Genomic DNA, 13,394 nt, shown 5'->3' with positions numbered 1-13,394 from the left:
TGGAGCCGTTTTTTTTATTCCAATTCAACCCGCGGCGACATGCCGCGCCGCCGCCCGCGCCGTGAGGATGCAGCCGGGCAAGAAGGTGCCCTCCAGCGATCGCTTGCCTGCAGCCCCGCCGCCGCCAAAGCCCGCCGCCTCGCCCACGCAGTACAGGCCGTCGATCGGCTGGCCATCTGCCCCCAGCACGCGGCTGTGCAAATCGGTCTGCAGCCCGCCCAGGCTTTTGCGCGTAATCAGCTGGGTCTGGATGGCAATGAACGGCCCCGCGCCCGGCCTTTGCAGCGGCGCGGGCTTGCAGGTGCGCAGGCTGTCTGGTTTCCATTGCCGCGCTTGCAGGATGCGGCGCACCTGGGTGTCGCTCTCGGGCTGGCCGCCGGGGGCAAACAGGCCGTCCCAGGCGTTCACGATGGACTGCAACTGCTCGACGCGGATGTCGTGCGAGGCCGTGAGCGCGTTCATCTTCGCGGCCAGCTCGGCCAGCGTGTCGGCCACGATGAAATGCGGGCTTTGCGCGGCCATCTGATCGACCAGGCGGTGGTTGCCCAGCAGCGTCTCCTTCACAAAGCGCAGAAACTGCCGGTCGCGGATGCGCGGGTTGTGCTCGGCGCCGGAGACGGCAAATTCCTTGAGCGCGATGCGACGGTTCAAGAGCTGCCAGGTCCAGGGCTTCTCCTGCGCGGCCACCTGCTGGCACAGCCAATGGGTGTCAAAACCCGTGACCAGGGGCTCGGGGCCCATGCGCTCGCCCCGGTGGTTGAGCCACAGGGCCGACTTGCACGGAATCAAGGAAAGCCCATGGCCCGGAAAATGCGGAAACGGGTGCGGGATGCCCGCCGCGTAGTTCCACATCTCGCCCGCGTGCGTGATGCGCGCGCCCAGCTGGTCCGCGGCCCAGTGGTGCATGCGCCCGTCGGCAAAGGGGTGGGCGCCGTTGAGCATGGTTTTGGGCAGCGGCCGCCCGGCAGGCCAGTTGCGCCGCGCCTCCTCATGGCTGCCGTTGATGCCGCCCATGGCCAGCACCACGGTGGCGGCAGACAAACGCCGCTCGCGCCCCGTGGCCTCATCCACCGCCACGGCGCCGGCGATGCGCCCGCCCGCGTGGTCCAGCTGCGTGACGCGGTGGCCGTGCAGCACCTTGAGCCGCCCGCCCTGGCCCGCGGCGTGCATCTGCTCGATGAGCCGCAGCGTGAGAAAGCGCGAGGTGCCCCAGACGATGTGGTAGCGCGGCACGCTGTTGCCGTCGCCGTTCATGCCGCGCTCGACCAGGTTCACGGCGGGCATGAACTTGATGCCTTCCCCTAGCAGCCAGTCGTACACCTGCGGCCGCGACTGCTCCACGTAGTAACGCGCCCATTGCTGGGGCCAGTGGTCATCGGGAGCCAGCTCGCCAAAGCGCTGCCAGTCGGCCAGCGCCCGCTCAGGGCTGTCGGCAATCTTCATCTTGGCCTGCAGGGGCGTTCCCACCAGCGCCATGCCGCCAAAGGCCCAAAGGGCCAGGCCGCCAAAACGCTCAGGGCTGTCGCGGTCGATGAGCGTGACGGTTTTTCCCGCGCGCAGCAGCTCCAGTGCCGTGACGATGCCCGCCAGGCCGCCGCCGATGACCAGGGTGTCGGATGCTGTCGTTGCCATTCCAGTTGTCTCCTGGGGGCAAAGATAGCGGGTAACGCCCTGTTGAAATTGACTTTAGAGGACTATCGAATTGACTTTGCAGGTCACTTCGAGATGGTGTAAGTCTGCTGGCGCGTTGCTTCGGCAAGGGGTACAACGCAGGCAGGTTCATCAGGAGCACACCATGCACCACGCTCGAACACCACCAGGCATTGCTGCACCGCCCATCGTGCTGGCTTTGGGTGAAGCAGCGCGCTTTGCACCCGGCACCATGGTGCGGATCCTTGCGCGCCAGCCTATTGGCCACTACCGCGTGCCCATCTACCTGCGTGGCAAGCAGGGCGTGGTGGAAAAGGTGATCGAACCTGCCGCCGTCGATAACGAGGAAGAGGCCTACGGCCGCAATGCCGGCAAGCGCCGTCATTACTACCGCCTGAGCCTGCTCATGACCACGATCTGGCCGCAATACGCCGGCTCGCCCAAGGACAGGCTGCACGTAGAGGTTTTTGAGAACTGGCTGGAGGAGATCCAGGTATGAGCGCTGCACATTCCCACGGCCAGGATCATGACGATCACGGTCATGACCACAAACACCCGCACCGCCCCAGCGCGCCGGACCTGCGTCCACCAGGCTATTACGAGATCATGGAAATCGCCATCAGCGAACTGCTGGCCGAGCGCAAGCTAATCGAGCCCGACGAAATCCGCCGCCAGATTGAGGTGTTGGACTCGCGCACACCGGCGCAGGGCGCGCGCATCGTCGCCCGCGCCTGGGTCGATCCCGCGTTCAAGGCGCGCCTCTTGGCCAACGGACGCACCGGTTGCGAGGAAATGGGTATCAGCTTCTACGACGACACCGAACTGATCGTGGTCGAGAACACCGACCAAGTGCACAACCTCATCGTCTGCACCCTGTGCTCTTGTTACCCACGCGCCGTGCTCGGTTTGCCGCCGGACTGGTACAAACTCAAACCCTACCGCGCGCGCGCTGTGAAAGAGCCACGCTCTTTGCTGGCGGAGTTCGGCACCTACATCCCAGACGATGTGGCCATCCACGTGCACGACTCCACCTCCATCGTGCGCTTCATGGTGCTGCCGCAGCGCCCCGCGGGCACTGACAGCCTGAATGAGAATCAGCTGGCTGCCCTTGTCACCCGCGACGCCATGATCGGCGTCGTCACCGTCGCTCCTCCCGCAAAGGCCTGAACATGACAGACACCGCCCACCTGGTCACGCGTCTGCCCAACGACATCGGCGGCGCCGATGCGCCCCCGCTCGATCGCGCCGATCATGAGTTGTTTCCCTGGGAAAAGCGCTGTCATGCCCTGGCCGACGTGTTGGACTTTCACAAAATCATCAATACCGAGGAAAAACGCCGGGGTGTGGAGGCCCTAGGCACCGAGCTGGTCAACGCGCTGAACTACTACGAGCGCTGGATCGTGGCCTTCAGCAACATCCTGTTTGAAAAGGGCATCCTCACGCCGGGCGAGCTGGCGAGAAAAATGGACGAAGTCGCCGCGCGCTTTCAGCAGGAATAAGACGGGAGCAATGCCATGAACGAACAAGGATTGGTGCGCTGCACCAGCATCTATTCCTTTGATGAAACCATTACCCGCCTGACTCAGGCCATCAAGGAGCGTGGCATCACCTTGCTGGCGCAGATACCCCATGGCGTGGCGGCGCGCAACGTGGGACTGGAGCTGCGCGATACCACGGTGCTCATCTTTGGCAACCCGCGCGGCGGCACGCCGCTGATGGCGGCCAACCAGGAGGCGGGGCTGGACTTGCCGCTGCGCATCCTGGTGTGGGTGGACGCGCAAGGCAGCACCCAGTTGACCTACAACGCTCCCACGTGGATCGCACAGCGCCATGGGCTGGGTGCGGCGCTTGATGCCGCTGTGACGCAGCTGGGTAAGGCGCTGGAGGACATCGTGCAGCGTGTGGCTGGATAGACTCTGCGGTTTTCAAAGACGCAAACAATTCCACGGAGCGTGATGAAAACCAGCAGAGTTCCTTGCCCATGGATTCACTGACGCAAGTGGTGCTCGGCGCTGCCGTCGGCGTGGCCGTGATGCGCCGGCGCACGGCCGCGTGGAAGGCCGCGCTGTGGGGCGGCGTGGCCGGCACGCTGCCCGATCTGGACGTGTTTATCGCCCATGGCGACCCGATTCTCAACATGGTGCTGCACCGCGCCGAAAGCCATGCGCTGTTCTGGCTCACGCTGTTCTTGCTTCCGTTTGCCTGGCTGGTGGCGCGCGTGCAGGGCGAATGGGGGCAGTGGCGGCGCTGGTGGCTGGCGCTGTGGCTGGCCTTGGTCACCCATCCCCTGCTCGACGCGTTCACGGTCTATGGCACGCAGTTGCTGCTGCCGTTTACCGACTACCCCGTGGCGCTGGGCAGCGTGTTCATCATCGACCCGGCCGTGACGCTTCCGTGGCTCGTCGGCCTGGCGGTGGTGCTCGTGCGCCGGGGCGATGCGCGTGGTCAGCGCGCCAATCTGTGGGGGCTGGCGCTGGGCACGGCGGTGCTCCTGGCCGGTGTGGGGCTGCAGGCGCGGGTGCAGAGCCTGGCGCGCGCCAGCCTGGCGGAGCAGGGCGTTCATCCTGAGCGCGTGCTGGTCACGCCCGCGCCGCTGTCCATGCTGCTGTGGCGCGTGGTGGCCATGGATGACGACAGCTACTACGAGGGCTTTCATGGCCTGCTCGATGCGCCCGGGCCCATGCGCTTTGACCGCTTTGACCGCGGCGCGCGCCTGGAGGCGGCGGCGGCCGCCATCGACGGCGCGCAGCGCATCAGGCGCTTCAGCCATGGCTTTTACAAGCTGCACGAGAGTGCCGGCGGCCAGCTGGTGATCACCGACCTGCGCATGGGGCAGGAGCCGCATTACAGCTTTGCCTTTGTCGTGGCACAGCGCGGCTCGGACTTTCGTGCGCTGCCGGTGGCGCAGGCCGTGGGCGGCGCCGGGCCTGTAGCGCCGGCGCTGGCCTGGCTCGCGCGGCGCATCCGGGGCGAACAGGTAGCGCCGCCGCGTTGAGGGCCAGGTCATGACCCTGCAGGCCACCGTCTCCATGAGCTGGGTGAACACCGTGCTGGACGCCGCCGCGCGCCTGGGCGTGGTGCGCGAGCAGCTGCTCGCGCAGGCCGGCATCGCGCCCGACGCGCTGCAGCAGCAGCGCTGGCCCATAGATCACATCACGCGGCTGTGGCGCGCGGCCGTGCAGGCCACGCAGGACGCGGGCTTTGGCCTCAAGGCCGGCAGCCAGGTGGGGCCGGCCAACTTCAACGTGGTGGGCGAGCTGCTGCAGGCCAGCGCCACGCTGCGCGAGGCCATCGCCGCGGTGCAGAAGTTCCAGCGCCTGATCAGCGATGGCGGGCGGCTGCAGATGGTGAACGGCGAGCGCGCGAGCTGGCTCATCTACCACGCGCGCCAGGGCACGCTGGCCTTCAGCCCGCACCAGGTGGAGGCGGTGCTGGCCGCGGTGCTGGCCTTCATCGGCGGCGCCATGGGGGGTGGCACTGCGGGCGCTAGCTTGGGTGGCGTGCGGCCGCAGCAGGTGCAGTTCAGCCACGCGCGCGTGGGGCCGCTGGCCGGCTATCGCGAGGTGTTTGCCTGCCCCGTGGCGTTCGAGCAGGCCTTCAACGGCCTGTTGCTCGACAACGCGCTGCTCGATGCGCCCCTGCCGCATGCCGACCGGCACCGCGCGCGCACGCACCAGCGCGAGGCGGCCGCGCACCTGGCGGGCCTGTCGCACGGCGGGGCGCTGGTGCAGGAGCTGCGCGCCTGGATGGCCGGCGCCCTGGCCAGCCGCGTGCCCACGCGCGCCGAGGCCGCGCGCGCGCTGGGCGTGAGCGAACGCACGCTGGCGCGGCGCATGCGGGCCCAGGGCGTGAGCTTTGCCGAATTGCTCGACGGCGTGCGCCGCGACGCCGCACTGCAGGCCGTGGCCCATACCGCGCGTCCGCTGGCCGACATTGGCCAGGCCCTGGGCTTTGCCGAGCCCGCGGTGTTCTGGCGCGCCTTCAGGCGCTGGACGGGAACCACGCCGGCGCAGTGGCGCGCGCGGCACGCCTGATGTGTGGAGTACTATTTAAAATATAGCTTGCAGCGCTTGCTGCATAAGCGCTAGGGCCTGATTTGATTCAAATTCAAATCACCTCGATCGCCTTGCCGGCGCTCGTGGTCTGGCCTGTGTCGTCCTTCCAGTGCAGGCGCAGCTCGCCGCTCTCGCGCGCGAGGAAGGTGAACTCGATGTAGGGGTTCTGCGCGATGGAGATACCCGGCTCCCAGGCGAACAGCAGGGTCTGGCCCAGGCGGGCCTCGAAGCGGGTGACGATGTTGCGCGGGCGGATTTTGCCCGCCTCGTCGCGGCGCAGGCCGCTTTCCATGACATGCTCGATCTGCGCGCGCACGCGCAGCGGCTCGCCCCTCTTCGGCGTGGCGTTGCTGATCCAGACGCGCGGTGGTTTCTGTTTCATGAGCCGCTCCTCACATGCCGCAGCCGCTGGCGGCCACGGTCACCGCATGGCTGGCCGCGAGCAGCCTGCCGCTCTTCATGCGCGCCAGCGCGTGCACCGTCTGCGACTGCGACAGGCGCACGCGCACCGATGCCTCGGCCGTGCCGGCCGCGGGGGTGAACTGCAGGCGGCAGGCCAGCGGCGAGGGGTTGAGGTCGGCCAGCACGATGAGCTCCTCGCACCAGTCACGCTCCGTGATAGGCAGCGTGACCTTGACCTTGACCGGCACGGCCGAGGGGTTGTCGGCCAGCGTGGGTACGTCCAGCTCCAGGCCCTCCGCCTGGGGCTTGCGTCCCTGGGTGAAGTCGGCCATGGCCTTGCGGAACTCGGCCGGGTTGGGCGCCAGCGCGGCATTGGTCAGCGGCGTCTTGCCCTGCGGCTGGGCCAGGGCGGGCAGGGCCAGCGCGGCGGCGCTGGCTGCCATCAGGGTTCTGCGGGTGGGATGTCGTTGCATGTCAATCGTTAGGTCGGTATGGCACGGCCCTTGGCGCTTGAAACTGGCGCGGCCCAGGCCAGCAGACGCCGTGGAGCTGGCTTTGCCAGGCCACTGGCGTCGTCCCCCTTTCCGGCGAAGCCGAGAGAAGGGGGAAGCCGTGCAGCGGCTCAGGGGCTTGTCCTCAAATCGCGAGGAAGTCGGCGAACTTGCTGCGCGCCCAGGCGAAGTCTTCCTGCACCATGTCGGCCGAGCGCACGTCCATGTCGATCTGCGTCTGGTTGACCTGGCCCTTGGCGTCCACCTCGTACTCGAACTTGACGGAGATTTCCTCCTGCGGCTCGGTGTTGACCATCATGTAGCACAGGTTGTCGGGCAGCAGCGGCGTCACCTCCTTGCCGGCCACGCGCTGGGCGATGTTCTTGGCGACGATCTGGCCGATGTAGTTGGCCACATGGCCGCTCTTGGGGTAATGGCCAAACTGTGGCGAGATGGCGCCCATGAGGTCGCCCACGAAGTACACGCTGTCATCGCTGTGCGCGTGGAACAGGCGCGGGTGCATGTCGGCCCAGCCCGTGGGCTTGCCGGTGGTGGCGTCCTTTCCGATCAGGCCCGCGTGCCAGACCATGTCGGCGGCCTGGTGCGGCGGCATCAGAATGGCCTCGTCGAACCTGAGTTCGCCGGCGCTGGTCTTGATGCGCTTGTTGAACGGGTCGACCTCCTGCACGCGTGCGTTGGGCACGTGGGTGATGATGTCCGGGTAGAGCTCGTCGAAGGCCTGCTTGTAGCCCACGCCTATGGGGGCGATCTTGGGCTTGGGGTCGAGGATGACGATCTTGCCCGGAATCTTGTTCTTCTTGATGTGCGAGGCGATCAGGCAGGCGCGCTCGTAGGGCGAGGGCGGGCAGCGGTGCGGCGGCGGCGGCAGCGTCATCACCAGCGTGCCGCCCTTGAAATCCTTCACGCGCTGCTTGAGCGCGAACATCTGCTGGTTGGGGATGTAGGCGCTGGCGAAGTGGCGGCGCGTGTGCTCGATGGCGCGCTGGTCGTCGCCGTACCAGGCATCCCAGGCGTCGCGTATGCCGCCCGAGAGGATGAGGTAGTCGTATTCGATCAGGCCGAGCGCCGTGCGCACCAGCTTCTTGTCGCGCTCAAAGCCCGTCACCTCGGTCTGCAGCAGCTGGTAGCCGTATCGGTTGGCCGGGCGCAGCATGTCGTGCTGCACGAAGTCCGTGCCCACGATGTCGACGAGCCACTTGTTGCTCATGGGGCCGGACCAGAACGTGGGGTTGCGCTCGAGCACCACCACGTCGGCATTCGGGATCAGCTCGCGCAGGTAGCGCGCGGCGGTGAGCCCCCCCCAGCCGCCGCCGCAGATCACGATGCGTGGCGCCTTGCCCTGGCGCGGCAGGATGCGCGCCTGTGGGCTGATGACGGCCGGCGCGGCCAGCGCGGTGCCGGCGATGCCGCCGGCCGCAGCGCACAGCGCAAGCGCGGGCGGGGTGATGAGAAAGCTACGACGTTGCATGGAGATCTCCTTGGGGTGATCGGTTCAGAAAAGAGAGGACGAGCAGCGCGCCCGCCACGATGCCCGCGCAGGCGGGCAGGCTGGCAAACGCCAGCGTGGACAGGCCCGACAGCCCCTGGCCGATGGAGCAGCCCACGGCGAGCACGCCGCCCAGGCCCATCAAGAGCCCGCCGCCGGCCGATGCGGCCAGGCGTGCGGGGCTGTCGAAACCCTCCCAGCGCGCGGTGCGCGTGACGAGCGCGGTGACGCAGGCCCCGGCCAGCGTGCCCGCCACGATGGCCGGGCCCAGGTTGAATGTGCGGCCCACCGCCAGTTGCAGGTAGAGCAGCCCCTCGGCCACGGGGCCGATGAAGCTCAGCGAGGTGAGCGGCACGGGCTCGAACGGGTCTGCCAGCTGGGCCGTGACCCACCAGAGCGCCGCCACCAGCGCGCCTATGACGGCGGCGCACGCCAGCGCCACGCCGTTGCCGCGCACCTGGCGCAGCGCATAGGCCGCAAGCGCCAGCGCGGGCAGGGCCGCAGCGCCCAGCGTGGCCGCGCCCGGCGGCAGGCCCTGGGCCGCCAGCCATTGCGGCAGCGCCGCGTGTTCGAGCTGCACCATGCCCCAGCCCTGCAGCCACTGGCGCAGGGGGGCGAGCACGCCCGTCAGCGTGGCCTGCGCCGCCAGGCCCAGGCACAGCAGGACGACCAGCGCGCGCAGGTTGCCGCCCGCGAGCAGCACCAGGGCGCGCGCGCCGCAGTTGCGCGCCAGCGCCATGCCCGCGCCGAACAGCAGGCCGCCCACGAACGCGCCGGGCAGCGAGAAGCGCGCGCGCACCACCTGCGCCGTGCCCAGGTCGGCCAGCCCTGCCCAGGCCAGCGCCTGCGAGGCCAGCAGCGCCACGGCCAGCGCCAGCGCAAAGGCGCGCAGGGCGGGCGCCTCGCGCAGGCCGCGCAGCAGGCAGAAGCGCCCCAGCCGCGCGGCCACGCCAAAGGCGCAGCCCATGAGGAATCCGGCCCAGAGCAACACGTCAGTGCTCCACCGCGCCGCGAGTTGCATGCGGCCTTTGAGACTGGCGCGAGCCAAGCCAGTGGCCGCCGTGCAAGGGCCGCCCCGCCGCACTGGCGGCGTACCTCTTCCCGCAGCGCGCAGCGATGCGAGTGAAGGGGGAAGGCGCGTAGCGCCACAGGGGGTTGTGCATTTATCTATCCCAGATGTCGGCGGAGATGGCCGCGTACCAGTCCTCGCCGTAGCGCGCCTCGGCCGCGCGGTAGTCGGCGCTGCCGTCGAGCGGGCTCACGCCGCCCGAGCCCGCGGGCTCGACCAGCCTGCCGCCCTCGGCGCGGTACACGCCCGCCACCGAGATGCCGTAGCCCGGCCCGATCAGGCTGTAGCAGGTGTTGGCATAGGCGGCCACGGGCGGCTCCTGCCCCAGCAGGTCGGCCGCAATGGCGGCGGCCGCCACCTTGCCCTGGGTGTTGGCCGCGAAGCCCGATTTGGGCATGGGCGCGGCGATGGTCGCGTCGCCCAGCGCGTAGATGCCCGCCACCTGGCGCGACTCGAAGCTCTCGTCCTTCACGGGCACCCAGCCGCTCGCGTCCGTCACGCCCGCGCGCGCGGCGATGAGGCCGGCCTTTTGCGGCGGGATGACGTTGAGCACGTCGGCCCGGTGGCGCGTGCCGAAGGCGGTCTCCACTTCCAGCCTGGCCGCGTCCACGCGCATCACCTGCCCGTCGTCGGACTGTTTGACCCACTCGATCATGTCGCCGTACAGCGCCTTCCAGCCCTGCTGGAACAGCGCCTGCTTGGAGAAGCTGTCCTTGGCGTCGAGCAGCAGCACTTTGCTGCGCGGCTTGTGGTGCTTGAGGTAATGCGCCACCATCGCCGCGCGCTCGTAGGGGCCGGGCGGGCAGCGGAAGGGGTTGTCCGGAATCACCATCACAAAGCGCCCGCCATCGGGCATGGCCTCGAGCTGGCGGCGCAGCAGCTGCGTCTGCGGGCCGGCCTTCCAGGCATGCGGCGCGCGCTCGGCCGCGGCCTCGTCATAGCCCTCGAGGGCGCCCCAGCGCATGTCCACTCCGGGCGAGAGCACCAGGCGGTCCCAGCGCAGCAGCTGGCCCGTGGACAGGCGCAGCGTGCGCGCGGTGCTGTCCACATCGTCGGCGCGCGCATGAATTACCTCTACGCCCGCGGCGCGCAGGCCGTCGTAGCCGTGGACCAGGCTGTCCCAGCGGCGCAGGCCGGCCAGGTAGAGGTTGGAGAACGGGCAGGTGACAAAGCGCTCGGCCGGCTCGATCAGCGTCACGCGCACCTGGGACGCGCGCTCGCGCAGGTAGCGCGCGGCCGTGGCGCCGCCAAAGCCCCCGCCCACGACCACCACATGGGCGGCGCCCGCGCGGGCATGGACGAAGGCGGGCAGCGCCAGGGCGCTGGCGAGCATGGTGCGTCGGGTGCAGGACATCAGCGGCCCTCCTTGTCGGCAAACCACTGCGCCAGGGCCTCGATCTGCGCGTCGTCGTAGCCCTTCATGAGGCGCGGCATCACCGTGGCGCCCGGCACCTGGTCGGCGCGAAACGCGCGCAGGCGCTGCAGCAGATGGCCTGCGCCGTGGCCCTGCAGGCTGGGGATGGCGCCCTTGGCGCGGCCCTCGGGGCCATGGCAGTTCACGCAGGTGCCGGCGAGCACCGAGACGTCCTGCGCGCGCAGCTGCGCGAACGCCGGCGCGCCCGCCGCCAGCGGCGCGAGCAGCAGCGTCAGGGCGATGCGGTTGAGGCGAAGGGCAGAGGGCATGAGGGCTCCGGGGCGGGCAATGCGAAACACGCCAGCAGGGCCTGGGCGTTGGGGCGGCATGGGGGGGTGGCGGCGCCCCCCGTTGCGGGGCGCGTCCCTCTTAGCCGTCACGCGGCACAAGCGGATTGGTTGGTGAAGGGCTGCGATTTTACGGGCCCATGCCGGGCCTGTGGCGCCGCGCGGTCAGGAGGCGCTGTCGGCAGGTGTTTCGGGCGCAGGGGCGGGCTCGGGGGCGGGCTCTGGCTCGTCTGCCAGCGCGTCGGCCGCCTTGCCAACCCCCTTGCCGACGATCCTGGCCGTGCCCACGGCCGCATCGGCGGCCAGGCCCACGGCGGACGCGGTCACGCCGACGGCAGTGGCCGTCACGGCCACCACCGTGCAGCCGGGCAGCAGGGCAGCGAGGCACAAGAAAGCCCCCAGGCTCAGGGGGCGTGGATTGCAGCGGCGCATGCCTCAGTGAATGCGCATGCCGGGCTGCGCGCCGGGGAAGGGCTCGAGCACGTAGATGCCGGGGTGGGCCTTCTCGTCGGCGTGGCTGGCGGCGAGCACCATGCCCTCGCTGATGCCGAACTTCATCTTGCGCGGCGCCAGGTTCGCCACCAGCACCGTGAGCTTGCCCACGAGCTGCTCGGGCCGGTACATGCTGGCGACGCCGCTGAACACGTTGCGCATCCTGCCCTCGCCCACGTCCAGCGTGAGCTGCAGCAGCTTGGTCGAGCCTTCGACGGCCTTGCACTCGACGATCTTCGCGATGCGCAGGTCGACCTTGGCGAAGTCGTCGATCTTGATCTCGGGCGCGATCTCCTCGCCGCCGGGCATGGGCTTCTCGACCACGGGCTCGGGCAGGGCGAACAGGGCGTCGAGCTGCTCGCTCGTCACGCGCTGCATCAGGTGCTGGTACTGGCCGATCTGGTGGCCCGCGCCCAGGGGGCGCTCGACATCGGCAAACTGCTCTGGGGGCACGATGAGGAAGCGGGCCACCTCGGCCGCCACCTGGGGCAGCATGGGCTTCAAGTAGATGGTGAGCATGCGGAAGGCCTCGATGCAGGTCGTGCACACGTCGTGCAGGCGCGCGTCCTGGCCTTCCTGCCTGGCCAGCTCCCAGGGCTTGTTGGCGTCCACGTACTCGTTCACGCGGTCGCACAGCTGCATCACGTCCCGCGCGGCGCGGGCCGTGTCGCGCGCCTCGTAGGCGGCGACGATGCCGTCCTTTGCGGCGCGCAGCTGGGCCAGCAGGGCCTGGCCGTCCGCGCTCACCGCACCGAGCCTGCCGCCGAAGCGCTTGGCGATGAAGCCGGCCGCGCGCGAGGCGATGTTCACGTACTTGCCTATCAGGTCGGAGTTCACGCGCAGCATGAAGTCCTCGGGGTTGAAGTCGATGTCCTCGTTCCTGCCGTTGAGCTTGGCGCCCAGGTAGTAGCGCAGCCATTCGGGGTTCATGGACAGGGACAGGTACTTGAGCGGATCGAGCCCCGTGCCGCGGCTCTTGCTCATCTTCTCGCCGTTGTTCACGGTCATGAAGCCGTGCACGCAGATCTTCGTCGGCGTCTTGCGGCCGCTGAACTTCAGCATGGCGGGCCAGAACAGCGTGTGGAAGGTGATGATGTCCTTGCCGATGAAGTGGTACTGCTCGAGCTCGGGGTCGGCCATGTAGGCGTCATAGTCCTCGCCGCGCTGGTTCAAAAGGTTCTTGAGCGAGGCCAGATAGCCCACGGGCGCGTCGAGCCAGACGTAGAAGTACTTGCCCGGCGCATCGGGGATCTCGATGCCGAAGTAGGGCGCGTCGCGCGAGATATCCCAGTCGTCCAGGCCCTCGCTGGTGCTGCCGTCGGGGTTGGTGCGCGTGCCAAACCATTCCTTGATCTTGGCAGCGACCTCTGCCTGCACATGCTGGCCGTCCTGCGTCCACTCCTTGAGGAACTCCACGCAGCGCGGGTCGGAGAGCTTGAAAAAGAAATGCTCCGAGCTCTTGAGCACCGGCTTGGCGCCCGAGAGCGCCGAGTAGGGGTTGATGAGGTCGGTGGGCGCGTAGACCGAGCTGCACACCTCGCAGTTGTCGCCGTATTGGTCCTTGGCGTGGCAGCGCGGGCATTCGCCCTTGATGAAGCGGTCGGGCAGGAACATGTTCTTCTCGGGGTCGAAGAACTGCTCTATGGTGCGCGTCTCTATGAAGCCAGCCTTCTTCAGGTCCAGGTAGATCTGCTTGGACAGCTCGTGGTTCTCGGGGCTGTCGGTGTTGCTCCAGTTGTCGAAGGCGATGTGAAAGCCGTCCAGGTACTGCTTGCGCCCGGCGGCGATGTCGGCCACGAACTGCTGGGGCGTCTTGCCGGCCTTCTCGGCCGCGATCATGATGGGCGCGCCATGGGCGTCGTCGGCGCCGACGAAGTTCACCGCATTGCCCTGCATGCGCTGGGCCCGCACCCAGGTGTCGGCCTGGATGTATTCCATGATGTGGCCGATGTGGAAGTTGCCATTGGCGTAAGGCAGGGCCGTGGTGACAAAGAGCTTGCGTTGGGACATGAACAGGGACTCGGGCT

General features: G+C 68.6%; 15 protein-coding genes. 6 read left to right on the top strand and 9 right to left on the bottom strand.

Annotated features, from left to right (window positions below; translation table 11 throughout):
- Window positions 1-24: 24 nt before the first annotated feature.
- Window positions 25-1,632, bottom strand: a complete 1,608-nt coding sequence (locus tag ABUE11_RS14010; RefSeq protein ID WP_367065885.1) for an FAD-dependent oxidoreductase — start codon at window positions 1,630-1,632, stop codon at window positions 25-27.
- 163 nt (window positions 1,633-1,795) lie between these two features.
- On the opposite strand from ABUE11_RS14010, the gene ABUE11_RS14005 reads away from it, so the two are divergent.
- From ABUE11_RS14005 to ABUE11_RS13980, 6 genes are all read left to right on the top strand, one after another.
- On the top strand, window positions 1,796-2,149 hold the full coding sequence (locus ABUE11_RS14005; protein WP_367065884.1) for an SH3-like domain-containing protein: 354 nt from the start codon (window positions 1,796-1,798) through the stop codon (window positions 2,147-2,149).
- Complete coding sequence (locus ABUE11_RS14000; RefSeq protein WP_367065883.1) at window positions 2,146-2,817, top strand: nitrile hydratase subunit alpha; 672 nt, start codon at window positions 2,146-2,148, stop codon at window positions 2,815-2,817. Before ABUE11_RS14005 ends, ABUE11_RS14000 begins: the two co-directional genes overlap by 4 nt.
- Before the next feature lie 2 nt (window positions 2,818-2,819).
- Window positions 2,820-3,149, top strand: coding sequence for a hypothetical protein (locus ABUE11_RS13995; protein ID WP_367065882.1), 330 nt, complete (start codon window positions 2,820-2,822; stop codon window positions 3,147-3,149).
- 15 nt (window positions 3,150-3,164) lie between these two features.
- Window positions 3,165-3,563, top strand: a complete 399-nt coding sequence (locus ABUE11_RS13990; protein ID WP_367065881.1) for a DUF302 domain-containing protein — start codon at window positions 3,165-3,167, stop codon at window positions 3,561-3,563.
- 68 nt (window positions 3,564-3,631) lie between these two features.
- Window positions 3,632-4,645: a metal-dependent hydrolase gene (locus ABUE11_RS13985; protein WP_367065880.1), complete on the top strand. Its 1,014-nt coding sequence runs from the start codon at window positions 3,632-3,634 to the stop codon at window positions 4,643-4,645.
- 10 nt (window positions 4,646-4,655) lie between these two features.
- On the top strand, window positions 4,656-5,684 hold the full coding sequence (locus ABUE11_RS13980; RefSeq protein ID WP_367065879.1) for an AraC family transcriptional regulator: 1,029 nt from the start codon (window positions 4,656-4,658) through the stop codon (window positions 5,682-5,684).
- 73 nt (window positions 5,685-5,757) lie between these two features.
- Here the strand turns inward: ABUE11_RS13980 and soxZ are convergent, their stop codons facing one another.
- The 8 genes from soxZ to metG form a co-directional block, all read right to left on the bottom strand.
- Entirely contained in the window at window positions 5,758-6,087 is a 330-nt protein-coding gene (soxZ, locus tag ABUE11_RS13975; RefSeq protein WP_367065878.1) for a thiosulfate oxidation carrier complex protein SoxZ, read from the bottom strand.
- 10 nt (window positions 6,088-6,097) lie between these two features.
- Window positions 6,098-6,580, bottom strand: coding sequence for a thiosulfate oxidation carrier protein SoxY (locus tag ABUE11_RS13970; protein WP_367065877.1), 483 nt, complete (start codon window positions 6,578-6,580; stop codon window positions 6,098-6,100).
- Between the two features lie 163 nt (window positions 6,581-6,743).
- Window positions 6,744-8,087 (bottom strand): FAD/NAD(P)-binding oxidoreductase, encoded by a 1,344-nt coding sequence (locus ABUE11_RS13965; RefSeq protein ID WP_367065875.1) that lies wholly within the window; start codon window positions 8,085-8,087, stop codon window positions 6,744-6,746.
- On the bottom strand, window positions 8,074-9,096 hold the full coding sequence (locus ABUE11_RS13960) for a YeeE/YedE thiosulfate transporter family protein (RefSeq protein WP_367065873.1): 1,023 nt from the start codon (window positions 9,094-9,096) through the stop codon (window positions 8,074-8,076). The genes ABUE11_RS13965 and ABUE11_RS13960 overlap by 14 nt, the downstream gene beginning before the upstream one ends.
- A 172-nt stretch (window positions 9,097-9,268) precedes the next feature.
- Entirely contained in the window at window positions 9,269-10,528 is a 1,260-nt protein-coding gene (locus tag ABUE11_RS13955; protein WP_367065872.1) for an FCSD flavin-binding domain-containing protein, read from the bottom strand.
- On the bottom strand, window positions 10,528-10,857 hold the full coding sequence (locus tag ABUE11_RS13950) for a c-type cytochrome (RefSeq protein WP_367065870.1): 330 nt from the start codon (window positions 10,855-10,857) through the stop codon (window positions 10,528-10,530). The genes ABUE11_RS13955 and ABUE11_RS13950 overlap by 1 nt, the downstream gene beginning before the upstream one ends.
- Window positions 10,858-11,040: 183 nt before the next feature.
- On the bottom strand, window positions 11,041-11,307 hold the full coding sequence (locus ABUE11_RS13945; protein WP_367065868.1) for a hypothetical protein: 267 nt from the start codon (window positions 11,305-11,307) through the stop codon (window positions 11,041-11,043).
- 3 nt (window positions 11,308-11,310) lie between these two features.
- On the bottom strand, window positions 11,311-13,377 hold the full coding sequence (gene metG, locus ABUE11_RS13940; RefSeq protein ID WP_367065866.1) for a methionine--tRNA ligase: 2,067 nt from the start codon (window positions 13,375-13,377) through the stop codon (window positions 11,311-11,313).
- Between the last annotated feature and the right edge of the window lie 17 nt (window positions 13,378-13,394).

The organism is Oryzisolibacter sp. LB2S, from assembly GCF_040732315.1.
In the GTDB taxonomy this organism is placed as follows: Bacteria; Pseudomonadota; Gammaproteobacteria; order Burkholderiales; family Burkholderiaceae_C; genus Alicycliphilus; species Alicycliphilus soli.
Note: the sequence above shows the minus strand (reverse complement) of the source record. Positions and strands in the feature narration are given on the sequence as shown.